This window comes from Pseudomonas sp. M2(2023) (genome assembly GCF_030263955.1).
Lineage (GTDB): Bacteria > Pseudomonadota > Gammaproteobacteria > Pseudomonadales > Pseudomonadaceae > Aquipseudomonas > Aquipseudomonas asiatica.
The window spans coordinates 365,280-388,113 of sequence record NZ_CP127114.1 but is presented as its reverse complement, the minus strand read 5'-3'; the positions used below and the strand labels follow the sequence as shown (position 1 = coordinate 388,113).

20 protein-coding genes and 2 pseudogenes are annotated in these 22,834 nt (G+C 61.5%); 7 read left to right on the top strand and 15 right to left on the bottom strand.

Features of this window, described 5'->3' with window-relative positions:
- Nucleotides 1–29: 29 nt before the first annotated feature.
- Nucleotides 30–530 (bottom strand): retropepsin-like aspartic peptidase RloA2, encoded by a 501-nt coding sequence (gene rloA2, locus QN085_RS01800; RefSeq protein WP_003257529.1) that lies wholly within the window; start codon nucleotides 528–530, stop codon nucleotides 30–32.
- A gap of 182 nt (nucleotides 531–712) precedes the next feature.
- On the opposite strand from rloA2, the gene yihG reads away from it, so the two are divergent.
- Together yihG and QN085_RS01790 are read left to right on the top strand one after the other, a co-directional pair.
- Nucleotides 713–1,600 carry a 1-acylglycerol-3-phosphate O-acyltransferase, YihG family gene (yihG, locus tag QN085_RS01795; protein WP_013970527.1) on the top strand — a complete coding sequence of 296 codons (888 nt, stop codon included), beginning with the start codon at nucleotides 713–715 and terminating at the stop codon, nucleotides 1,598–1,600.
- Nucleotides 1,601–1,845: 245 nt separating this feature from the next.
- The gene (locus QN085_RS01790) at nucleotides 1,846–3,195 is read left to right on the top strand and encodes an APC family permease (RefSeq protein ID WP_031324235.1); all 1,350 of its coding nucleotides are present in this window, start codon (nucleotides 1,846–1,848) and stop codon (nucleotides 3,193–3,195) included.
- 191 nt (nucleotides 3,196–3,386) lie between these two features.
- Here the strand turns inward: QN085_RS01790 and QN085_RS01785 are convergent, their stop codons facing one another.
- Nucleotides 3,387–3,968 (bottom strand): DUF2780 domain-containing protein, encoded by a 582-nt coding sequence (locus tag QN085_RS01785; protein ID WP_013970525.1) that lies wholly within the window; start codon nucleotides 3,966–3,968, stop codon nucleotides 3,387–3,389.
- Between the two features lie 196 nt (nucleotides 3,969–4,164).
- On the opposite strand from QN085_RS01785, the gene QN085_RS01780 reads away from it, so the two are divergent.
- Nucleotides 4,165–5,070, top strand: coding sequence for an RHS repeat-associated core domain-containing protein (locus QN085_RS01780; protein WP_080563728.1), 906 nt, complete (start codon nucleotides 4,165–4,167; stop codon nucleotides 5,068–5,070).
- Between the two features lie 122 nt (nucleotides 5,071–5,192).
- Here the strand turns inward: QN085_RS01780 and fdhA are convergent, their stop codons facing one another.
- Nucleotides 5,193–6,392, bottom strand: coding sequence for a formaldehyde dehydrogenase, glutathione-independent (fdhA, locus tag QN085_RS01775; RefSeq protein WP_023660606.1), 1,200 nt, complete (start codon nucleotides 6,390–6,392; stop codon nucleotides 5,193–5,195).
- Between the two features lie 271 nt (nucleotides 6,393–6,663).
- On the opposite strand from fdhA, the gene QN085_RS01770 reads away from it, so the two are divergent.
- Complete coding sequence (locus tag QN085_RS01770) at nucleotides 6,664–6,996, top strand: hypothetical protein (RefSeq protein ID WP_023660605.1); 333 nt, start codon at nucleotides 6,664–6,666, stop codon at nucleotides 6,994–6,996.
- Between the two features lie 6 nt (nucleotides 6,997–7,002).
- Here the strand turns inward: QN085_RS01770 and purU are convergent, their stop codons facing one another.
- From purU to QN085_RS01740, 6 genes are all read right to left on the bottom strand, one after another.
- A complete protein-coding gene (purU, locus tag QN085_RS01765; RefSeq protein WP_013970522.1) occupies nucleotides 7,003–7,860 on the bottom strand; it encodes a formyltetrahydrofolate deformylase in 858 nt (285 codons plus the stop codon).
- A 12-nt stretch (nucleotides 7,861–7,872) separates the two neighbouring features.
- On the bottom strand, nucleotides 7,873–8,505 hold the full coding sequence (locus tag QN085_RS01760) for a sarcosine oxidase subunit gamma (protein ID WP_013970521.1): 633 nt from the start codon (nucleotides 8,503–8,505) through the stop codon (nucleotides 7,873–7,875).
- A 182-nt stretch (nucleotides 8,506–8,687) separates the two neighbouring features.
- Complete coding sequence (locus tag QN085_RS01755) at nucleotides 8,688–11,705, bottom strand: sarcosine oxidase subunit alpha (RefSeq protein ID WP_013970520.1); 3,018 nt, start codon at nucleotides 11,703–11,705, stop codon at nucleotides 8,688–8,690.
- Nucleotides 11,702–12,037, bottom strand: a complete 336-nt coding sequence (locus QN085_RS01750) for a sarcosine oxidase subunit delta (RefSeq protein WP_013970519.1) — start codon at nucleotides 12,035–12,037, stop codon at nucleotides 11,702–11,704. The genes QN085_RS01755 and QN085_RS01750 overlap by 4 nt, the downstream gene beginning before the upstream one ends.
- A gap of 14 nt (nucleotides 12,038–12,051) precedes the next feature.
- On the bottom strand, nucleotides 12,052–13,302 hold the full coding sequence (locus QN085_RS01745) for a sarcosine oxidase subunit beta family protein (protein ID WP_003255680.1): 1,251 nt from the start codon (nucleotides 13,300–13,302) through the stop codon (nucleotides 12,052–12,054).
- 15 nt (nucleotides 13,303–13,317) lie between these two features.
- On the bottom strand, nucleotides 13,318–14,571 hold the full coding sequence (locus QN085_RS01740) for a serine hydroxymethyltransferase (protein ID WP_013970518.1): 1,254 nt from the start codon (nucleotides 14,569–14,571) through the stop codon (nucleotides 13,318–13,320).
- A gap of 338 nt (nucleotides 14,572–14,909) precedes the next feature.
- On the opposite strand from QN085_RS01740, the gene QN085_RS01735 reads away from it, so the two are divergent.
- Nucleotides 14,910–15,950, top strand: a complete 1,041-nt coding sequence (locus QN085_RS01735) for a threonine aldolase family protein (protein ID WP_013970517.1) — start codon at nucleotides 14,910–14,912, stop codon at nucleotides 15,948–15,950.
- Between the two features lie 153 nt (nucleotides 15,951–16,103).
- Here the strand turns inward: QN085_RS01735 and QN085_RS25900 are convergent, their stop codons facing one another.
- The 4 genes and pseudogenes from QN085_RS25900 to QN085_RS01720 form a co-directional block, all read right to left on the bottom strand.
- Nucleotides 16,104–16,808, bottom strand: coding sequence for a methyl-accepting chemotaxis protein (locus tag QN085_RS25900; protein WP_397427731.1), 705 nt, complete (start codon nucleotides 16,806–16,808; stop codon nucleotides 16,104–16,106).
- A 207-nt stretch (nucleotides 16,809–17,015) separates the two neighbouring features.
- Nucleotides 17,016–17,858, bottom strand: a pseudogene (locus QN085_RS25895) (PDC sensor domain-containing protein); the annotation flags it as partial.
- A gap of 361 nt (nucleotides 17,859–18,219) precedes the next feature.
- Nucleotides 18,220–18,522 carry a cell division protein ZapA gene (locus QN085_RS01725; protein ID WP_013970515.1) on the bottom strand — a complete coding sequence of 101 codons (303 nt, stop codon included), beginning with the start codon at nucleotides 18,520–18,522 and terminating at the stop codon, nucleotides 18,220–18,222.
- A complete protein-coding gene (locus QN085_RS01720) occupies nucleotides 18,519–18,749 on the bottom strand; it encodes a hypothetical protein (RefSeq protein ID WP_003257514.1) in 231 nt (76 codons plus the stop codon). The genes QN085_RS01725 and QN085_RS01720 overlap by 4 nt, the downstream gene beginning before the upstream one ends.
- A 274-nt stretch (nucleotides 18,750–19,023) precedes the next feature.
- Between QN085_RS01720 and QN085_RS25890 the strand changes: the two are divergent.
- Nucleotides 19,024–19,746 (top strand): annotated as a pseudogene (locus tag QN085_RS25890) (MCP four helix bundle domain-containing protein); the annotation flags it as partial.
- A 30-nt stretch (nucleotides 19,747–19,776) separates the two neighbouring features.
- Nucleotides 19,777–20,649 carry a methyl-accepting chemotaxis protein gene (locus QN085_RS25885; RefSeq protein WP_413468970.1) on the top strand — a complete coding sequence of 291 codons (873 nt, stop codon included), beginning with the start codon at nucleotides 19,777–19,779 and terminating at the stop codon, nucleotides 20,647–20,649.
- A 76-nt stretch (nucleotides 20,650–20,725) separates the two neighbouring features.
- Here QN085_RS25885 and QN085_RS25880 read toward each other — a convergent pair whose 3' ends face one another.
- Nucleotides 20,726–21,295, bottom strand: a complete 570-nt coding sequence (locus QN085_RS25880) for an RHS repeat-associated core domain-containing protein (RefSeq protein ID WP_082041870.1) — start codon at nucleotides 21,293–21,295, stop codon at nucleotides 20,726–20,728.
- Between the two features lie 260 nt (nucleotides 21,296–21,555).
- Nucleotides 21,556–22,656: a glycine betaine monooxygenase reductase subunit gene (gene gbcB / locus QN085_RS01700; RefSeq protein WP_015268654.1), complete on the bottom strand. Its 1,101-nt coding sequence runs from the start codon at nucleotides 22,654–22,656 to the stop codon at nucleotides 21,556–21,558.
- Nucleotides 22,657–22,834 lie beyond the last annotated feature (178 nt).

Sequence of the window (22,834 nt, the reverse complement as noted above, 5' to 3'; positions counted from 1 at the left end):
GCGAAGAGGCCGGCACAGGTGGCTTGCGATCAGCAGTCAGGCTTGCCAGCGGTGAACTTCTTGGCCGGGTTGACCGCCGCCTTGAACTCGCGCAAAGCCTTGGAGCCCACCAGCAACGGGTAGTTGAAGCTGCTGCGGTCCACCAGGTTGACCTCGACGGTGCGCTTCACGTCCCCCAGGCACAGCTCCAGGTCGACCACCGGGCGCTTGGAGATTTCCGGCGCATCGCCTTCCTCCTCTTCATCGGCACGGCCCTTGATCTTGCTGATGCGCGAGACCTTGTGCTCATACACCTTGCCGTCCGAGTCCTTGGTGGCCAGACGGAAGCGCACCCACTCGTCGCCATCACGGGTGAACAGCTCGATGTCCTTGGCCGACAGCGACGCGGTGAAGGCACCGGTATCCATCTTGGCTTTCAGGGTTTCGCCCAGTTCGGGCAGGGCTATGTTCTCGTAACGGCCATAGATTGTGGGCTCGGCGGCCATGACCGGCAGCGCCAACAACGACAACAGGGCAAGCAGAGGTTTCACAGGCAAGCTTCCTTGAGGAGAGTCAGTGCTTAGACTGCACTGGCAGGATAGGTTCGCTGTCACAAGCCTATCCAACATAATGTGAAACATTTGTCCTCGCCGCAGGGCACTGGAAATTTGGCGTAGGCCACTGCCCTGCTTATCATTGCCAACCGTTTATCTCCCACAACAAGAGTCTCTTTATGCGTCGCCTGCTGACCGGCATCCTCACTACCACCCTGCTGCTGCTCAACACCCTGGTGTTGATCTGCCCGCTGCTGGTCTTCGCCCTGCTCAAACTGGTGCTGCCGGGGCGTGGGCGTGACTATGCCTCGTGGGCGGTGATGTGGGTGGCCGAGACCTGGTCGGAGATCGACAAGGCCATCTTTGCCCTGTGCATTCCTACCCAGTGGGATATCCGCGGCGTCGAGAACCTGCGCAAGGACACCTCGTACCTAGCCGTCAGCAACCACCAGACCTGGGTCGATATCCCGGCGCTGATCGAGAGCCTCAACCGCCGTACACCGTTCTTCAAGTTCTTCCTGAAGAAGGAGCTGATCTGGGTGCCGTTGCTGGGCCTGGCTTGGTGGGGCCTGGATTACCCGTTCATGAAGCGCTACAGCAAGGCCTTCCTGGAGAAACACCCAGAGCTCAAGGGCAAGGATCTAGAGATCACCAAGGCGGCCTGCGAGCTGTTCAAACGCCAGCCGGTGACCGTGGTGAACTACCTGGAAGGCACACGCTTTACCGAGGCCAAGCACCGCGAGCAGCAATCGCCCTATCGCTACCTGCTCAAGCCCAAGGCTGGTGGCGTGGCGTTCGTGCTGGCGGCATTGGGCGAGCAGCTGGATGCCTTGCTGGACGTGACCATCGTGTACCCCGGCAACAAGGCGCCGGGGTTCTGGGATTTGCTCAATGGCAGCATCAGCCGGGTGATTATCGACATTCGTGTACGTGAACTGGACCCGATGCTGTGGGCGGGGGATTACGAGAATGATGCTGAGTTCAGGCAGACCGTGCAGGCCTGGGTGAACCAGTTGTGGGTTGAGAAGGACTTGCGGATCGAGCAGCTGCGGGTGGAGATGGGCTGAGATTTCCATTGCCTGACCAGGCCTCTTCGCGGGTAAACCCGCTCCCACAGGTACTGCGCAGTACTCAAGACCTGTGAGCCCCCTGTAGGAGCGGGTTTACCCGCGAAGAGGCCGGTACAGGCATTACAAGAATCCGATTAAAAACCTGGCTAATAATCAGCATTAGGATTACTTCTTTGTCACACCCCACCTAAGTGGATAAAAATCGACCAAAGCACAACTACAAAAAAGCTCTGGATCGAACGATGGCCAACCCACCCAGCTCCACCCCCGTCCAGCTCCGCCGTGTCCTCGGCCTGCCCGCCCTGGTATTCTTCGGCCTGGTGTACATGGTCCCGCTGACCATCTTCACCACTTACGGCATCGTCACCGAACTTACTGGTGGCCGCACGGCCGGCGCCTATATCGTCACCCTGGTGGCCATGCTGTTCACCGCCACCTCCTACAGCTTCATGGTCAAACGCTTCCCGGTCGCGGGCTCGGCGTACTCCTACACCAACATGGCCTTCGGCCCGAACGTGGGCTTCCTGGCCGGCTGGTCGCTGCTGCTCGACTACCTGTTCCTGCCGATGATCAACTACCTGCTGATCGGCCTGTTCCTGAACATCGCCTTTCCGGCCATCCCTGCGTGGTCGATCGCACTGGCTGCTATCGCCCTGGTCACGGTGCTCAACGTGGTCGGAATTCACTCTGTGGCCAAGACCAGCAACCTGATCGTCGGTGCACAGATCGTCTTCATCGTGGTGTTCGTCGCCCTGTCCTGCCAGTCCCTGGCCGGCCAACCGCTCGACCTGCTTTCGCCACTGCTGGGCGACGGCTCGCAGCCGGGCTTCGGCGCGCTGATGGCTGGTGCGGCGGTGCTGTGCCTCTCGTTCCTCGGCTTTGACGCTGTCTCGACCTTGGCCGAAGAATGCCGCGATGCCCGCCGCGATGTGCCACGGGCAATCATCCTCACCACCCTGTTCGCCGGCGTGCTGTTCACCGTGCTGGCCTATGTCAGCCAACTGGTACTGCCCGGCACCACCTTTGCCAATGCCGATGCGGCGGCCAACGAGGTAATGTTCAAGGCGGGTGGGCAATTCCTGGCCAACTTCTTCACTGCGGCCTATGTAGCTGGGAGCCTGGGCTCGGCGCTGGCCTCGCAGGCGGCGGTGTCGCGCATTCTGTTCACCATGGGTCGTGACAAGGTGCTGCCGCAGCGAACGTTCGGCTACCTGTCACCGCGCTTTGGCACGCCGGTGTTCGCCATTCTGCTGGTTTCGGCGTTCTCGTTGCTGGCGTTGATAATCGACCTGGCGACCCTTGCCTCGCTGATCAGCTTTGGTGCGCTGGTGGCGTTTTCGGCAGTGAACCTGGCGGTGGTTAAGACCCACCTGGTGGACGATGGCTCGCAGCGCAGCCTCAAAGGGCTGCTGAGCTATGGCCTGGTGCCGATGGTGGGGTTGGGGCTGACACTGTGGCTGTGGACCAGCCTGTCGGCGCTTACCTTGGTGATTGGCCTGTGCTGGTTTGCGCTGGGTCTTGCGTACTTGGCAGTACTGACCGCCGGCTTCCGCCGCCCGGTGCGGCTGGTGGATTTCACCGAAGCGACCTGATCTGCTGACCCGACGCAAATCTGCCTTTTTGTGGGAGCGGCCTTGCGTCGCGAAAGGGCCGCAAAGCGGCCCCAGCAATCTCTGCAATTATGCCGAAACCCTGGGGCCGCTTCGCGCCCCTTTCGCGACGCTAGGCCGCTCCCACAACAGGTACAGCGTCAGCCTTCAAGGCTGTGATGCTGGCAAAACCCTCAGACCGAAGGTCGGGTCAATGGAGCAGGAGTGGTCCACAAACTCCCCAGGTTCTGCAACAGCGACCCGGCAATCCCCTGCTGCCCCAGGTACTGCAGCAGCAACGGCGCAAACTGCCCGATCATCCCGGTATCCATGCCCAGCGCCTTGAACGCATTGTCCAGGTCGCTGCGGTTTTCCACATTGTTGCCCAGCGCATTGCTCAACGCCGACTGGCTCTCGCTGTTCTTGCCCAGCAACTCACCCAAGCCACTCAAGCCACCCAGTGCATTGGCCCCGGCAAGCAGGTCCAGCCCTGGCACGGCCTTGGTCAGCTGACCGTAGTCGTCGGAACTCAGGTTGTTGCGCGCCAGCCCCAGCATGGCCCCTGCCCCGCCCACGGCCTGCTCTGGGGTGATATTCAATTGGCTACCCAAGGTGTTGAGCAGGTTTGCCTGCGCCTCGGGTGCCTGCACCTGGCCTTGCTGGCTTTGATTCTGGTTCTGCATGGCCGACACGGCGTTAGCGGCGTCGCTGAGGTTGAAGGCGAACACCGGGCTTGCGGCCAGGGTCATCAAGGTTGCCAAGGTGAATGCTTTCATCGGGTGGGACCTCGTGGGCCGGGATGGCCTGGGAAACGCGACATCTGACTGGCTTTTTGCAGGTTTGTTCCGACCCGGCTGTCGACCACCTTTGCAATCCGCCACAGTGCTCACGACCTGTTAAAACTGCTAGTTGTGATGGTTTTACAGGACCCGCAAAGTAATCGACACAGCAATCACCACTCAGGTCACCATCATGCCTACCTCTTCCACAAGCAAGAACGATCAGGGTCTGGCTCCCCAGCGTAGCCTGCACTTCTACAAGAGTGAGAATCTGACAACTGAAATAGCCGCGCAGGGCAATCGTCGCTTGTTATGGGCAAATGACATGGCGCTAGCCCAACTGGATCAGGCACCATCGGCAAAGATGCTTCGAGTTGACCTTGCCAATTCAGTCCTCGGTATTGGTTCTTGGCCAATGGCGTATTCACCCTATGGATACTTGGCCACCGACAGATTGGAAGCGTTGCTGGGATTCACTGGGCAGAGGTATGACCGGGTTACTCAAGGGAACCCCCTGGGTGCGGGGCGTCGGTTTCACTCACCCGGACTTATGCGCTTGTGCACCGAAGACCCGTCGAGCCCATTCGGAAAAGGCGGTCTGAATTCATATGCCTACTGCGTGGGAGACCCTATCAATCGGGATGACCCAACGGGTGAATCTTCCCGGTTGCTGCTTTTCCGCGCTTTCAACTCGTTCAAGAAAGCATCGGTCAATTTTGCTATTAATGGGGGTCACGGATTCGTAGGAAAAGGCGCCAGCAGAAAAAAAGCAGGCTTTAATAACATTGCAAATAACGCCACCACGATAACTGCAAATCCCTCCACATTAGCAGGTACTGCTCCAGCATCTACATCGACTGGCTCCAAAGCTTTGACAATCGCCCCAGAAAAACCCGTTGAACCCGTTTTTTCGAATATTGATAAGATCCACACCCCTGCGGTCAGAAAACCGACTCAACCTAGCGAAGTCAGAGTTAACCGTATCATTGGAGACAGACGCAGCTCCAATATGCTTGGAGGGATATTCGGGGTTCTTTTTGGCGGGATAATTGTCGGGCTGGCTGTTTGGGCAATAATGAGCAATGCTCGAAGAAATTAAGTATTGCATCACGTCTCGCCACCACCAAATCACCAGCACGGCCGCTACAGACAAGCTTAATGCGCTGGCGCACCCATGCAAAAAGCCCCTCAGTATGAGGGGCTTCTCGTTACATCATGGCATCACGCCGCACCCCACATCTTGTGCGGGTCGATCACGAACTTCTTCGGTACACCTGCATCGAACTCGCCATAACCTTCCGGCGCCTGATCCAGGTTGATCACCTGCACACCAACCACTTCAGCGATGTTGATTCGATCCCACATGATTGCCTGCATCAGCTGGCGGTTGTACTTCATGGTCGGGGTCTGGCCGGTGTGGAAGCTGTGCGACTTGGCCCAGCCCAGGCCAAAGCGAATGCTCAGCGCGCCGATCTTGGCGGCAGCATCCACCGCACCCGGGTCTTCGGTCACGTACAGGCCCGGGATACCGATGTTGCCGGCAACGCGGGTAACCTGCATCAGCGAGTTCAGCACGGTGGCCGGGGCTTCATGCTTGGCACCTTCATGGCCATGGCCGCGGGCTTCGAAGCCGACGGCGTCGACGGCGCAGTCCACTTCCGGCTCACCGAGGATATCGACGATCTGCTCGTGCAGCGGGGTATCCTTGGACAGGTCGACCACTTCGAAGCCCTGGGACTTGGCGTGAGCCAGACGGGCCTGGTTGAGGTCGCCGACGATGACGCAAGCAGCACCCAGCAGGCGCGCCGAGGCAGCGGCAGCCAGACCGACCGGGCCGGCGCCAGCAACGTAGACGGTGCTGCCTGGGCCTACACCGGCAGTCACGGCACCGTGGTAACCAGTAGGCAGGATGTCAGATAGGCAGGTCAGGTCACGGATCTTCTCCATGGCCTTGTCGCGCTCGGGCAGTTTCAGCAGGTTGAAGTCAGCGTACGGCACCAGCACGTACTCGGCCTGGCCGCCGGTCCAGTCGCCCATGTCGACGTAACCATAGGCACCGCCAGCGCGGGCAGGGTTGACAGTGAGGCAGACACCGGTATGCATTTCCTTGCAGGAGCGGCAGCGGCCACAGGCGACGTTGAATGGCACCGAGACCAGGTCGCCAATCTGCATGCGCTCGACGTCACGGCCCTTCTCGACGATCTCACCGGTGATTTCGTGGCCCAGGACCAGGCCGACCTGGGCAGTGGTGCGGCCGCGGACCATGTGCTGGTCGGAGCCGCAGATGTTGGTGGAGACCACCTTCAGGATCACGCCGTGCTCGATCTTCTTGCCGCGTGGGTCCTGCATTTTCGGGTAGTCGATCTTCTGCACCTCGACCTTGCCGGCGCCGAGATATACCACTCCACGATTGCCAGACATGCTCTTACCTCGCTTGATTTATATTTATGCAGCGGTGGTTGAACGCGCCGCCATCCGTGGGCGGCATGTGTTACTGGAATGCAGGGAATTGTGGGCCTGATGGGGACGGATGCGCTGACTGGAAACGACAGGCAAATGCCTCTGAACGGCAATCGGCCAGGTGGTGGTCGCGCGCATGCCCGGGACGATGAATATCTACCGCAATACGTCGGCGACCGAGTGTTTCGATAGGGATGCAGTAACCCATCGTCTATCAAACTGGAGAACCACCATGACGGATACTGAGCGCCCCGAGGACGCCTTCTGGCCCTACTGGGTCGAGGCTGCCAGGCAGCAGGGCTTCGACCCAGACATCGAAGCAGCATTGTTCGGCAAACAGCGGTACTTTCTGGACGCCGATAAGATCTTCTATTACGCGGCTTATGGTCCCGGCTACGACTTCGACGAAGAAGCCGAAGACATGGATCTTCACGAGTTCAAAGCAGGCTGGGTGGACCGCGACGGCGATCCAATCCCAGGCAACAAACTGGGTGCGGACATGCGCCAGAGGTTCGTTACAGCCATCCGCGAAACCCTGAAAGCCCATGCCCGCGATAAAAGCTAGACGCGGTCAGAGCACCACAGTCCTGTTCGCATTGAGGAACACTCGTCGCTCGATGTGATACCCCACCGCTCGCGCCAGGGTCAGGCACTCGATGTCGCGCCCTTTGGCAATCAGGTCTTCGGGGTAATGGCTGTGGTCGACCACCTCCACGCCCTGGGCGATGATCGGGCCTTCGTCCAGGTCGTTGTTGATGTAGTGTGCCGTAGCGCCAACCATCTTCACGCCCTTGTTGTACGCCTGGTGATAAGGCTTGGCACCCTTGAACCCTGGCAGCAACGAGTGGTGAATATTGATCGCCCAGCCATCCAGACGCCGGCACAGCTCCGGTGACAGCACCTGCATGTAGCGCGCAAGAATCACCAGTTCGGCGCCGGTTTCCTCGATCACCTGAAGTACCTTGCGCTCTTGCCCGGGCTTGTCCTTGGGGTCGAGGGCAAAGTGGTAGTAAGGAATCTTGTGCCAGTGTGCCAGTGGTTCGAGATCAGGGTGGTTGGATACCACCGCGACCACGTCCATGGCCAGCTGACCGATACGCTGGCGATACAGCAGGTCGTTAAGGCAGTGGTCGGCCTTGGACACCATGATCACCACCTTGGGGCGATGGTTAGGTGCGGTCAGCTCGAAGGTCATGCCGAACGCCTCGCTGCGCTCGGCAAGGCCGGCCCGGAAGCCGGCTTCATCGAAATCATCCGGCTGGCGGAACTCCACGCGAATGAAGAAACGCCCCGACAGCCGGTCATCGAAGGAGTGGTGCTCCGTCACGTAGCAGCGCTGCTCGAAGAGGTAACGCGTCACCACGTCGACGGTGCCGAGCATGCTCGGGCAGTCGGCGGTGAGAATCCAGGTATCCGGTGCCCGACTCATGTTCTGTTCTCCTTAAGCCTCGATGCTCAGGCCGTACTCGGCCGAAGCGTCCTGCAGCCACAGCCACCAGTAGTCGGCGAAGCTGCGGCGAATCACCAGCTCCCAGGTATCTTCGGCGGTGCGGCGGATCACCAGTTGCGACTTGGCGAACACGGTGCCGACTGCCTTGCCCACCGGGAAGTTGTTCGGGTGAACATCATAGCTGGTGGATTTCATCAGCACTTCGCGCACGTTCGGGCCGCGCAGTTCCAGCAGGCTCTGCCCGCCGCTGACATTGACCACCTGGATGTGCTGGCCTTCGAGGGCTGCGCGCAGCTTTTGCTCAACGGCAAACTCCTGGCCACCCGGGACGATCAGCAACCACTCGTCGGGGCCCATCCATTGCAGCGACATTTCGTTGTTGGCGACCACGGTCAGTGCCACCGGCAGCTCCAGGCCCAGGGCCTTGTGCACGCCGGCAGCGAACTCCGGGTCGTGGCCATCGCCACGAATGGTCAGGTGGCCGAGGAACTTGCGTTCACGCAGGGTTACGCCTGCGTTCTTGCGGCCTTTGCCAACCAGGCTGGCCAGGTCGGCGTGGTGCAGTGGCGACTGGGCCTTGGCCTCGGCACCGGGGTTTTGCTGGAAGACGTTGATAGCGCTCATTTCTTACCTGCCTTGAATTCTGTTGATCGCGAAGACCTGAGGTAGAACCTGTAGTCACAGACTGAGGAGACCCATTGTGGGAGCGGGTTTACCCGCGAAGAGGGCGGTGAATCCACCATCGCATTCGCGGGTGAACCCGCTCCCACAGAGGCCGCATTCCAATCAGAGCTACCGGTGAAGCCTCAAACGTTCTGCCGCTCACCCTTCGGATCGAAGAACACCGAAGACACGATCTCCGCCTCGATCACGCTGCCATCCGCCTGCGGCGAGTAGACGCGCTCGCCCATGCGCTTGAGGCCGCCTTTGACCACACCCATGGCGAACGAGTAGCCCAGGGAGTTGGACGCATAGCTGGAGGTGACGTGGCCAACCATATCCATCGGGATCGGCTGTTTCGGGTCGAATACCAGCTGGGCGCCTTCCGGCAGCCACTGGTTCGGGTCGACCGGCTTCAGGCCTACCAGTTGCTTGCGGTTCTCGCGCACGCAGTCTTCGCGGTTCATGCCACGCAGGCCGATCCACGAGTACGGCTTGTTGCGGCCTACGCACCAGCTCATGTTCAGGTCGTCCGGGGTCATCGAGCCGTCGGTATCCTGGCCAACAATGATGAAGCCCTTCTCGGCACGCAGTACGTGCATGGTCTCGGTACCGTACGGGGTCAGGTTGTACTTCTTGCCTGCCTCGATGATCTGTTCCAGCACGCCCATGGCGTAGTTGGCCTGCACGTTGACTTCGTACGACAGCTCGCCGGTGAACGAGATACGGAACACCCGGGCCGGTACGCCGCCGACGTTGCCTTCCTTCCAGGTCATGAACGGGAAGGCTTCCTTGTCCATGTCGATGTCGGTCAGCTCGCTCAGCAGCTTGCGGCTGTTGGGGCCGGACAGGGTCATGGTGGCCCAGTGGTCGGTGACCGAGGTGAAGTACACCTTCAGTTCCGGCCATTCGGTCTGGTGGTACAGCTCCATCCACTGCAGCACGCGGGCGGCGCCGCCAGTGGTGGTGGTCATGATGAAGTGGTTGTCGCCGACGCAGGCGGTTACGCCGTCGTCGAAGACCATGCCGTCTTCCTTGCACATCAGGCCATAGCGGGCCTTGCCCACGTCGAGCTTGGTCCAGGCGTTGGTGTAGATGCGGTTGAGGAACTCACGCGCATCCGGGCCCTGAATGTCGATCTTGCCCAGGGTCGAGGCGTCCAGCAGGCCCACGCTGTCGCGCACGGCCTTGCATTCACGGGTCACGGCGGCGTGGATGTCTTCACCGGCTTTCGGGAAGTACCACGGGCGTTTCCACTGGCCGACGTCTTCGAACTCGGCGCCGTTCTTCACGTGCCAGGCATGCAGGGCGGTGAAGCGTACGGGCTCGAACAGGTGACCACAGTGACGGCCCGCTACTGCACCGAAGGTAACCGGCGTGTAGTTGGGGCGGAACATGGTGGTGCCCATTTCAGGGATGGTAATGCCGATCGAACGGGCGGCGATGGCTAGGCCGTTGATGTTGCCCAGTTTGCCCTGGTCGGTACCAAAGCCCAGCGCGGTGTAGCGTTTTACGTGCTCGACCGACTCGAAGCCTTCGCGGGTGGCCAGTTCGATTGCGGCCGCGGTGACGTCGTTCTGCTGGTCGACGAACTGCTTGGGTGCGCGGGCAGTGCCCTTGTCGTGCGGCACCTGGAACAGTGCCACGGTGGCCTCTTCCTTGCGCGCAACGGTTTTCGGCAGGCTGCCGACGGTGGCCTTGAAGCCCGCTTCGGTGGCTGCGCGAACGCCGCCTTCGAAGCCATCGGCGATCACGTCGCCCAGGGCGTAGACGCCGTTGATGCCACCCACGCATTCGCGTTTCTGCGGAGCATCGCCCGGCACGAAGCCGAGGATATCTTCACGCCATACCGGGCGACCGCCCAGGTGCGAAGCCAGGTGCACGATCGGGCTGTAGCCGCCGGAGGTGGCGATCAGGTCGCACTCGAGAGTTTCGCCAGGGCTGGTGACCTTGTGTGCCTGCACATCGATGGCGGCCACACGGGCGCCGCTGACGTGCTTGCTGCCCTTCGCCTCGATCACGGCGCTGGAGGTAAGGATGCGGATGCCTTTGGCACGTGCTTCTTCAACCAGCGAGCCACGTGGGTTGTGGCGGGCGTCGGCAATGGCGACCACTTGCAGGCCGGCGTCGTGCCAGTCCAGCGCGGCGCGGTAGGCGTGGTCGTTGTTGGTCGACAGCACCAGCTTGCGGCCCGGGGCCACGCCGTAGCGGCGTACGTAGGTGGACACGGCACCGGCCAGCATGTTGCCCGGCAGGTCGTTGTTGCCGTACACCAGCGGGCGCTCGTGGGCGCCGGCAGCCAGCACCACGCGCTTGGCGCGGACGCGGTGCACGCGGTGGCGTACCTGGCCGATAGGGGCGCGATCGCCGAGGTGGTCGGTGAGGCGCTCGTGGATGGTCAGGAAGTTATGGTCGTGGTAGCCGTTGACCGTGGCACGTGGCAGCAGGGTCACTTCCGGCAGGCTTTCCAGCTCTTTGACCACAGCGCTGACCCAATCGGCAGCAGGCTTGCCGTCGAGGGTTTCGCGGGTGTCGAGCAGGCTGCCGCCGAACTCTTCCTGCTCGTCAGCCAGGATCACGCGGGCACCGCTGCGGCCAGCGGCCAGGGCAGCGGCCAGGCCGGCAGGGCCGGCGCCGACGATCAGCACGTCGCAGTGCTGGTTCATGTAGTCGTAGCTGTCCGGGTCGTTCTGCAGCGGCGCGCGGCCAAGGCCTGCGGCTTTGCGGATGTACTTCTCGTAAGTCATCCAGAACGATTTCGGGTACATGAAGGTTTTGTAGTAGAAGCCCGGCGGCATCATGCTGCCGCCAACCTTGCCCAGGATGCCCATGACGTCGTTGTTGACGTTCGGCCAGCCGTTGGTGCTGGTAGCTACAAGACCTGCGTACAGCGCCTGCTGGGTGGCACGCACGTTGGGGATCTGGGTGGCTTCGCTGGAGCCGATCTGCAGGATGGCGTTCGGCTCTTCGGTACCGGCGGCGATGATGCCGCGTGGACGCGAATACTTGAAGCTGCGGCCGACGATGTCGACGCCGTTGGCCAGCAACGCGGCGGCCAGGCTGTCACCGGCATAACCCTGGTAGGTCTTGCCGTTGAAGCTGAAGTTAAGGACCTTGCTGCGGTCGATACGGCCGCCGCTGGCGAGGCGATAGGTCTGGCTCATACTTTTTCCCCTTGGCCTTTGACGGTCGACGCGGCGCTGTTCTGCTTGCCGCTGGCGGTCACTTGCGGCTTCTCGCCAATCTTGTAGGTTTCCAGAATCTCGTAGGTCACGGTGTCACGGGTGACGTTGAAATACTGGCGGCAGCCGGCAACGTGGTCCCACAGTTCGTGGTGAATACCGCGTGGGTTGTCACGGTAGAACATGTAGGTACCCCACTCCTCGTCGGAGCAGGCGTTAGGGTCCAGCGGGCGGGCGATGTGCGCCTGGCCAGAGGCGTGGAACTCTTCTTCGGAGCGCAGCTCGCCGCAGTGGGGACAGAAAATATGCAACATGACGGTGTCTCCGGTTAGTGGGCGACGGCGGCGGCGCCGTGTTCGTCGATCAGTGCGCCGTTGTAGAAACGGTCCATGGAGAACGGCGCGGCCAGTGGGTGCATTTCGCCCTTGGCCAGGCTCGCGGCGAAGACGTTGCCCGAACCCGGGGTCGCCTTGAAGCCGCCAGTACCCCAACCGCAGTTGAAGAACATGTTCTTGACCGGGGTCTTGGTGATGATCGGGCAAGCGTCCGGCGAGGTATCGACGATGCCGCCCCACTGGCGATTCATGCGCACGCGCGAGAGGTTGGGGAACATCTCGACGATGGCCTGCAGGGTGTGCTCGATCACCGGGTACGAACCGCGCTGGCCGTAGCCGACCCAGCCGTCGATACCGGCACCGATCACCAGGTCACCCTTGTCGGACTGGCTGATGTAGCCGTGCACGGCGTTGGACATGATCACGCTGTCGATGATCGGCTTGATCGGCTCGGATACCAGTGCTTGCAGCGGGTGAGATTCCAGCGGCAGGCGGAAGCCGGCCAGCTTGGCCATGTGCCCGGAGTTACCGGCGGTGACCACGCCGACGCGCTTGGCGCCGATGAAGCCTTTGTTGGTTTCCACACCGATGACCGCGCCGTTTTCCTTGCGGAAGCCGATCACTTCGGTCTGCTGGATCAGGTCCACGCCCAGGGCGTCGGCGGCACGGGCAAAGCCCCAGGCCACGGCGTCGTGACGCGCCACGCCGCCACGGCGCTGCACGGTGGCACCGAGGATCGGGTAGCGGGTGTTCTTCGAGCAGTCCAGGTACGGGATCTCGGCCGCGACCTGGGCGGTGTTGAGCAACTCGCCGTCCACGCCGTTCAGGCGGTTGGCGCTGACCCGGCGCTCGGAGTCGCGCATGTCCTGCAGGGTGTGGCACAGGTTGTACACGCCGCGCTGGGAGAACATCACGTTGTAGTTGAGGTCCTGGGACAGGCCCTCCCACAGTTTCATGGCGTGCTCGTACAGGTGCGCCGACTCGTCCCACAGGTAGTTGGAACGCACGATGGTGGTGTTACGGGCGGTGTTGCCGCCGCCCAGGTAGCCCTTCTCGATCACGGCAACGTTGGTAATGCCGTGTTCCTTGGCCAGGTAGTAGGCCGTGGCAAGGCCATGGCCGCCACCGCCGACGATAACCACGTCGTAGACCTTTTTAGGGGTTGGCGTGCGCCACATGCGCTGCCAGTTCTCGTGGTGGCTGAGGGAGTGCTTGAAAAGGCCGAAGCCCGAGTAACGTTGCATGGTGTGTGACTCCACTCAGCGGTAAACAGGGAAATCTGCGCACAGGGCCGCGACGTTCTTCGCCACATCGGCTTCGACGTCTGCGTCACCGAGGTTGTCGAGGATGTCGCAGATCCAGCCGGCCAGGGCCACGCACTGAGCGACCTTGAAGCCGCGGGTGGTAACGGCCGGGGTACCGATGCGCAGGCCCGAGGTGACGAATGGCGACTGCGGGTCATTCGGCACGGCGTTCTTGTTGACGGTGATGTGCGCGCGGCCCAGGGCGGCGTCGGCATCTTTGCCGGTGAGGCCCTGGCGGATCAGGCTGACCAGGAACAGGTGGTTGTCGGTGCCGCCGGAAACCACGTCGTAGCCGCGGTCGATGAACACCTGGGCCATGGCCTGGGCGTTTTCGATCACTTGTTGCTGGTAGGCCTTGAATTCAGGCTCCAGCGCTTCCTTGAAGCAAACGGCCTTGGCGGCGATCACGTGCATCAGCGGGCCGCCCTGGGCGCCTGGGAACACCGCGGCGTTCAGCTTCTTCTCGATCTCTTCGTTCGACTTGGCAAGGATCAGGCCGCCACGTGGGCCGCGCAGGGTCTTGTGAGTGGTGGTGGTAACCACATCGGCGAACGGGATCGGGTTCGGGTACAGGCCAGCGGCAACCAGGCCGGCTACGTGGGCCATGTCGACGAACAGCAGCGCACCGACCTTGTCGGCGATGGCGCGGAAGCGTGGGAAGTCGAGGGTCTTGGAGTAGGCCGAGAAGCCGGCAACGATCATTTTTGGCTTGTGCTCGACAGCCAGGCGCTCGACTTCGTCGTAGTCGATCAGGCCGGTGTTAGTGTCGATGCCGTATTGCACAGCGTTGTACAGCTTGCCCGAGGACGACACCTTGGCGCCGTGGGTCAGGTGGCCGCCGTGGGCCAGGCTCATGCCGAGGATGGTGTCACCAGCCTGCAGCAGGGCCAGGTAAACCGCAGCGTTGGCCGAGGAGCCGGAGTGCGGCTGGACGTTGGCGTAGTCGGCACCGAACAGCTGCTTGGCGCGCTCGATGGCCAGGGCCTCGACCTTGTCCACGTGCTCGCAGCCACCGTAGTAGCGCTTGCCCGGGTAGCCTTCGGCGTACTTGTTGGTCAGGCCGCTGCCTTGGGCCTGCATCACGCGCTTGGAGGTGTAGTTTTCCGAGGCGATCAGCTCGATGTGGTCTTCCTGGCGCTGCTCTTCGGCATTCATCGCCGCCAGCAGTGCATCGTCGTAACCCTGAATCTGGTCTTGCTTGCTGAACATCGTGTATCTCCCGGCAGCGATCGTTTTTTGTCGTGGGGCACTGTGGCCCTTTGTGGCGATGTTATGACTGGCCGGGGCGGGTCAGATGCCTGCGCACGCCTTGCAATGGCGCGTTTACGACATTCGCTTTTGTGTTGACCGTGCCGGCCCTTTCGCGGGTGAACCCGCTCCCACAGGTACGGCGCTGCCTCAATGCTTGCAATCTCCCAGTGGGAGCGGCTTTAGCCGCGAATAGGCCAGTACAGGCAATGCCGAAATCAAACGCTGCACCGCTTGTATAGGCAACTGCTGAATCGATGGTTTAGAGTGCTGTTCTGCGTCGTTCACAGGACAGTGTCATGACAGATAAGAGCCAACAATTCGCCAGCGACAACTATTCCGGCATCTGCCCCGAAGCCTGGGCAGCGATGGAAAAGGCCAACCATGGCCACGACCGCGCCTACGGCGACGACCAGTGGACCGAACGCGCCGCGGAATACTTCCGCAAGCTGTTCGAAACCGACTGCGAGGTGTTCTTCGCCTTCAACGGCACCGCCGCCAACTCCCTGGCGCTGGCCTCGCTGTGCCAGAGCTACCACAGCGTGATCTGCTCCGAGACCGCCCACGTCGAAACCGACGAGTGCGGTGCGCCGGAGTTCTTCTCCAACGGCTCCAAGCTGCTGACCGCGCCCAGCGTCAACGGCAAGCTGACACCACAGTCGATCCGCGAAGTGGCGCTGAAGCGTCAGGACATCCACTACCCCAAGCCACGGGTGGTGACCATTACCCAGGCCACCGAGGTGGGCACCGTCTATCGCCCCGACGAGCTGAAGGCGATCAGCGCCACCTGCAAAGAGCTGGGGCTGAACCTGCACATGGACGGCGCACGCTTCAGCAATGCCTGCTCGTTCCTGGGCTGCAGCCCGGCAGAGCTGACCTGGAAGGCCGGTGTCGATGTACTGTGCTTTGGCGGCACCAAGAACGGCATGGCGGTGGGCGAGGCGATCCTGTTCTTCAACCGCCAACTGGCCGAGGACTTCGACTACCGCTGCAAGCAGGCCGGGCAACTGGCATCGAAGATGCGCTTCCTGTCGGCGCCTTGGGTGGGCCTGCTGGAAGATGGCGCCTGGTTGCGCCATGGCGCGCATGCCAACCATTGCGCGCAGTTGCTCGCCTCGCTGGTGAGTGATTTGCCGGGAGTGGATCTGATGTTCCCGGTTGAGGCCAACGGGGTGTTCCTGCAGATGCCGGAGCATGCGATCGAGGCACTGCGCAGCAGGGGATGGCGGTTCTATACCTTCATTGGTAGCGGCGGGGCGCGGTTCATGTGCTCGTGGGATACCGAGGAAGAGCGGGTGCGCGAGCTGGCGGCGGATATCCGCGCCATCATCGGCGCCTGACAGGCCGCATTCGCGGGTAAACCCGCTCCTACAGGGATCGCGCAGGTTTCAAGGCCTGAGGTGAGCCTGTGGGAGCTACAGGTACAGCTCTGCCCTCAAGAGCAATGATGAACCTGTGGGAGCGGGTTTACCCGCGAAGAAGCCAACACTGATCTAAAGCCTGAACCCACCCATCTGCCGCGCCAGGTCATCCGCCAAGCCACGCAGCGCCTGGCACTCTTCACGACAGCCCTGCACCTCCGCCGCGGTCTCCCGCGCCAGGTCGGAAATCCCCTGCACCGTACGATTGATCTCCTCGGTCACCGCCGACTGCTCTTCGGTCGCAGTAGCTACCTGATGGTTCATGTCGCTGATGTGCTCGACCTGGTCAGTGATCGCCCCCAATGACGCTCCGGTGCGCTGGCTCGACTCCACCCCGCTACCCGTCGCCTGCTGCCCAGCCTGCATCGAACTCACAGCCGAACCCGCGCCCTGCTTCAAGCGCTGGATCATCTGCTGCACTTCGTCGGTGGACAGCTGCGTGCGCCGGGCCAAGGTACGCACCTCATCGGCCACCACGGCAAACCCACGGCCCATCTCCCCTGCCCTGGCCGCCTCGATGGCGGCATTCAGCGCCAGCAGGTTGGTTTGCTCGGAAATACTACGGATCACCGCCAGAACTTCGTCGATCGAAGCTACTTCCTCGGCCAGCTGGCTGACTGCATCGGCAGCCTTGCCGATATCACCCGACATCCCTTCGATACCACGGATCGAGCGTTGCACCACTTCACGCGCCTGCAAGGCTTCGTCCCTCGCCGACTGCGAGGCCTGGGCCGCATCACCGGCATTGCGGGCAATGTCCTGCACGGTCAAACCCATTTCGTGCACGGCGGTAGCGACCATTTCGGTCATTTCCTGCTGGCGCCCGGAACGCTCGGCGGTGTTGTCCACCACCTGTGTCACCTGCTCGACCGCCAGGTGCAGCCGCTCGGAAGTGTGCAATATCTCGCCGATCAACCGGCGCTGGCTGTCGAGGAAGCGGTTGAAGCCACGCGCCAGGTCGCCCAGTTCGTCCTGGCGTGAATCGTCCAGCCGGTGGCTGAGGTCGCCCGCGCCACTGCCAATCTGCACCAGCGCCGCTGTCACGCGGCGGATCGGCCGCACCAGGCCACGCGCCAGCAGCACCACCAGCAGCAGCGATACCAGGGCCACGGCACCACCGATCAGGCTGGTCAGCCATACCGCCTGGTGCATTGGCGCGTAGATTTCCTCCTCCGGCACCTCGGCCACCAGGGTCCAGTTGAGGTCGCGCAAGGGCAGGCCGAGCGCCAGGTAGCTTTCGCCGTCACGGCTGAAGCGGCTGCTGCGCAGGCCCTCGTCGCCGGTCATCAGCGCCTTGGCGGCATCCGCGCCGAGCTGTTCGGTGAGCTGGCGTTTGCCGCTGAAGGCAGCGTCCGGATGAACCTGGATCAGGCCATCGTTACGCACCAGGAACACCCTGCCGTGCTCGCCAAATTTGAAGTCATGAATCAGCTTCGACAGTTCGGTCATGCGCAGGCCCATGCCAGCCACACCGACCAGTTGGCCATTCTTTTCCACGCGATAGTCGATGAACAGCGCGAGCTCGCCGGTGGCACCGTCGATGTCGATGTTGATCAGGCGTTCGGCACCGCTGTCGATGTAGCCGTAGAACCATTTGTCCTTGGGGTTGCTGCGGCTGAGAGTACGGTCCAGGCCATTCTCGTTGTAGTAGTGGCCGGTTTCGGTCGAAACGAACAAAGTGGTGAAGGCCTGGTTGCGCTGCTTGGCGGCGGTCAGGTATTCGATGAATGGAGCGGCATGGGCGGGGTCTTCACCGGCGGCAAGCCAGTCGCGCAGCAGGGTGTTGCCGGCAATATCCGCCGCCGCCACCAGCGGCTGGCCGAGCATGCGCTCGATGTCGTTGCGGATGGCCTCGATGCTGGCGGGCAGCGCGGTATCGACCAGGTAGCGTTCGGTGAGGCGGTTTAGCGCCACCGTGAAAATGATGACCACCACCAGGATGCTCGCCAGCAGGGCGGCGCCCATGCTGGTGATCAACTGCCACTGGATGCTTTTACGCCAGATACGCATGCCCTACTCCCCGCATAATTATTGTTTTGCGGAAAGTGTATACACTTGCGTATGCAGTTAATCCAGTGACCTGAAGCAATCAGATACCCTGTGGGAGCGGGTTTACCCGCGAATGCGATGCTGAATGCACTGACGCATTCGCGGGTGAATCCGCTCCCACAGAGGTCGATGCAAGGCCTTATTGTTCGGCTATGGTCCGCACGATGGCGTCCACCGTGGCATCGATCTGCGCCTGGGTACGCTCCAGCGTCTTGCGGTGCTCATCCTGCAGCTCGATCTGCCGCGAACACAGGTTCAGCGCGGCCAGCACCAGCAACTTGTCGCCGATCAGGGTCGGGTACTGACGCTTGGTCTGGGCCAGGGCGGTGTTGAGCATCTGCACCGCCTGGGCCAGGGTCGCTTCCTGGCCTGCAGGCGCCTTGATCGAATAGTCGTTGCCGAGGATCGACACGACATTGATCGGCTGCGCTCGCAGTGTCATGCGCCTACGACGCCGGCGTTGGCGCGCTCGAGCAGGGCCTGCAGGCGTGCGGCGGTGCTGCCGTTCTTCTCTTCCTGCTCCATCAGCGACAGCTGCAGGGTTTCGTTCTCTTCCTTGGCCTGGGCCAGTTCCTGACCGAGGGCGGCGTTCTGCTCGGTGAGTTGAGCGTTCTTCTGCATCAGGTCGCTGACCAGTTGCTCGATTTGATTCAGGGAAGCTTCCAGCATGGGTCTATCTCAGGTTGTTGCGAGGGGCGCACACGATAAAGAAAAGTGCGGCCCATCGCCATTAAATATCGGATTCACAAAGTGTCTAACCCGCAGATTGACAGGGTAACCGGCCCCTTGTTCCGACCTGGGTCAACCGCCGGTCAGGAACAACCGGGCCAACTCGGAGTTTTGCCAGGCGCGCACTCAAGGCTGACGGGTCACGACCGATACTCAGAGAGACACATTCTGTCGCACTGGATGCGTCTCCTTCACTTGCCTGGATCTGCCCACCATGTCATTACGCAACATCAATATTGCCCCACGCGCATTGCTGGGCTTTGCGCTCATCGGCCTGCTGATGCTCGGCCTCGGTATCTTCTCTCTGATCCAGATGGGCAACATCCGCCAGGCCGGCCTGGTCATCGAGCAAATCAGCGTCCCCGCCATCAAGACACTGGATGAGATCAGCGCGCTGAACCTGCGCCTGCGCAGCCTCTCCTACCGCCTGCTGGTGAACCGCGACCCGCAAAACCAGCAGGAAATCCTCAACCTGATGGACCAGCGCAACCAGCAGATCGACCGCGCGCGCGAGGCCTACGTGCCGCTGATCACTGCCGCCGACGAACAGGCTGCGTACGACCAGTACGTTCAGTTGCTCAACCAGTATCGCCAGCTGGAGGCGCAAATGCGCAGCCTCAACCAGGCCGGCCGCCTCGACGAGCTGAGAGATGTTCTCAACCGTGACTTGCAGGCCAACTCCGAGCAGATCAACAAGATCATGGAGACCCTGGTGGGCATCAATACCGAGCAGACCCGTGACACCAACGCGAAAGCCGCCAGCCAGTATGACGCGGCCTTCTCTCTGGTGATCGGCCTGCTGGTCGCCGCCACCGTGCTGACTTTTGTCTGTGCCCTGCTGTTGACCCGCAGCATCGTCAAGCCGATCGACGAGGCGCTTAGATGTGCCGAACAGATTGCCGACGGCGACCTGACCCATGTCATCCATGCCGAGGGTACCGACGAAGCTGCCCGCCTGCTGCGCGCCATGGCCCGCATGCAAGACAAACTGCGCGACACCTTGCAGCTGATCGCCGGGTCGGCGACACAGCTGGCCTCGGCTGCCGAAGAGCTGAACGCCGTCACTGACGAAAGCGCCCGCGGCCTGCAGCAGCAGAACAACGAAATCGAACAGGCCGCCACGGCGGTGACCGAGATGACCAGCGCCGTCGAAGAAGTAGCGCGCAATGCAGTCAGCACCTCGGAAGCCTCCAGCGAAGCCAGCCGTTCGGCGGGCGACGGCCGCGACCTGGTCATGGAAACCGTGGGTGCCATCGAGCGCATGAGTGGCGATGTGCAGGCCACCGCCAAACTGGTCACCCACCTGGCCGAACAGTCGCGCGATATCGGCAAGGTGCTGGACGTGATCCGTGGCCTGGCCGACCAGACCAACCTGCTGGCGCTGAACGCCGCGATCGAGGCGGCACGTGCCGGTGAGGCGGGCCGTGGCTTTGCCGTGGTCGCGGATGAGGTGCGGGCGCTGGCTCATCGTACCCAGCAGTCGACCAGCGAGATCGAGCGGATGATCGGCAGTATTCAGGGCGGTACGGAAGAGGCGGTGGAATCGATGCGCACCAGCACCGAGCGTGCCGAATCAACCCTGAACATTGCCCGTGGCGCAGGCATGGCGCTGGACACCATCGCCGGGGCGGTGGCGCAGATCAATGAGCGTAACCTGGTGATTGCCAGCGCGGCGGAAGAGCAGGCGCAGGTGGCGCGTGAAGTGGACCGCAACCTGGTGAACATCAATGACCTGTCGGTGCAGAGTGCTACCGGGGCGCATCAGACCAGTGCGGCGAGTGCGGAGTTGTCGCGGTTGGCGGTTGACTTGAATGGTCTGGTAGCACGCTTCCGTACCTAATTATGCGAGATCGGGGTCGCAATGCGACCCCAGCAAAAAATCATTAATAACTCAATTTATCGGCAAGCATTCATGCTCACATTTGATTGGGCATCCTGCCAACTGCACGAAGCATCGATGTCGGCGGCGTGATTGTCGGGAGAAACTTGATTGTCTTGACAGCAACAGTTACGCCAAGCGAGACGGTGAGCACTTCTTGGCCACCGGGTATGCCAGCACCGATCATTGCGGCACCTACCTTGTCCCCATATTTGGCAAGCTCACTCACGGTCTTCAGCGTGCTATTTCTCAAGCCAAAATTTTTTATTCGCGCGGCAACCCAAAGCACTTGTTTAAACGCTTTGAGCGCGCCCAGGACGCTGAATTCGCCGCTCGGGTCCATACGATTGACGGGATCCCCTAGGCAGTATGCGTATCCATTGATGCCTCCCTGCGAGAAAGGGCTTAGCCGATCTGCGCTGAGAAATCGCCTTAGCGCTGGACTGTATGCTCTTCTACCGTTGCCGAGCAGGTAACTGCCAGTTAGACGATCCTGGCACTCTCCATTGAATGCGAGTAAGGAGGCAGATCGACCAGGCTGAATGCCGTAAGGGTCGTACCGTACTGAACGGCATAGGCTCACAGAAGCTGAAATGGGTTGAATCATACAAAGCCTCCAGAGGTTTTGAAGAAAAGCTACTTCACCGCCGGATACTCTGGAACTGATAGTTTTACTAGTTCTTTTATAAAGCCGGGGCCACTTTGCGGCCCATCGTAGGCAAGCCAGCTCCTACACCGACCGCGCACCTCTTCTGCCTTGTGCAGCATCTTTAGGAGCTGGCTTGCTGGGGATTTCTGCCTTGTGCAAAACCTGTGGGAGCTGGCTTGCCGGCGATGGGCTGCATAGCAGCCCCCTGCATTCTCGGATCAGTAATCGATCCGCACATCCCCTTTCGGCACGCTGCAGCACGACAGAATGTAGCCCTCGGCTTCGTCCTCTTCAGTAATGCCGCCGTTGTGTTCCATCTCCACTTCGCCGCCCAGCTTGAGCACCTTGCAGGTGCCGCAAATGCCCATACCGCAGGCTTTCGGGATCATCAGGCCAACCTTGGCCGCCGCCGCGTGCACGGTCTCGCCCGGGGCGATGCGGATGCTCTTCTCGCTGCCGATGAACTCCACCAGGTTGAGGTCGGCCGCATCCAGTTCCGGCGCGTCGGCAGCCTGCTCGGCATGCTCCACCGCATCGGCCTTGGCCTCGGGCGGCGTCGCACCGAACGATTCCTCGTGATAGTTCTTCATGTCGAAGCCGACCGCTTCGAGCATACGCTTGACCGCAGTCATGTATGGCGTCGGGCCGCAGCAGAACACCACACGGTCCATGTAGTCCGGCGCGATCAGCTCCATCAGGCGCTGGTTGAGGTAACCGCGATAACCCGCCCACGGCTCACCCAGGCCATGCTTTTCACAAATGATGTGCAAGCTGAAATTGGGGATGCGCGAGGCCATCTGCTCCAGTTCACGATGGTAGATGATGTCCTTCGGCGAACGGGCGCTGTGCACGAACACCATGTCGACATTGCCGTTGGTGTCGTAGAACCAGCGCGCCATCGACATGACCGGGGTGATCCCGACACCGCCCGAGAGGTACAGCACCTTCTGCGCCGGGAAATCGATGGCGTTGAACAGCCCCACCGGGCCGTGCACCGGCAGCTCGGCGCCTTCGTGCATGGTGTCGTGGAGGAAGTTGGACACCAGGCCGCCCGGTACACGCTTGACGGTGATCGAGAAGCTGTAGGGCACCGACGGTGAACTGGAGATGGTGTAGGAACGCATCACCGGCTTGCCTTCGATCTCCAGCTCCAGGGTGACGAACTGCCCCGGCTTGAAGAAGAACATGATCGGTTGATCGGCCATGAAGCAGAAGGTGCGCACGTCCCAGGTCTCCTGGATGACCTTGACGCAGCGCACGATGTGGCGGCCGTTGGCCCAGGTCTGGGTAGTGACCGGATTGAGGAAGGTATCGGACATGTTCATCTCCAGCAGCCGACTATTGGCCGTTTTATGGCTTGGATAATGCGCAAGCTGAAGACGACGTACATTCCTGCCAGCGACATCGGCGTGCTTATCGCGACCAGCCCCGCACTGCAAGGGCTGGCGCGTCGTAATTCAAATCGGCCATGTCGCCCATGGATACGGTTCATGACGC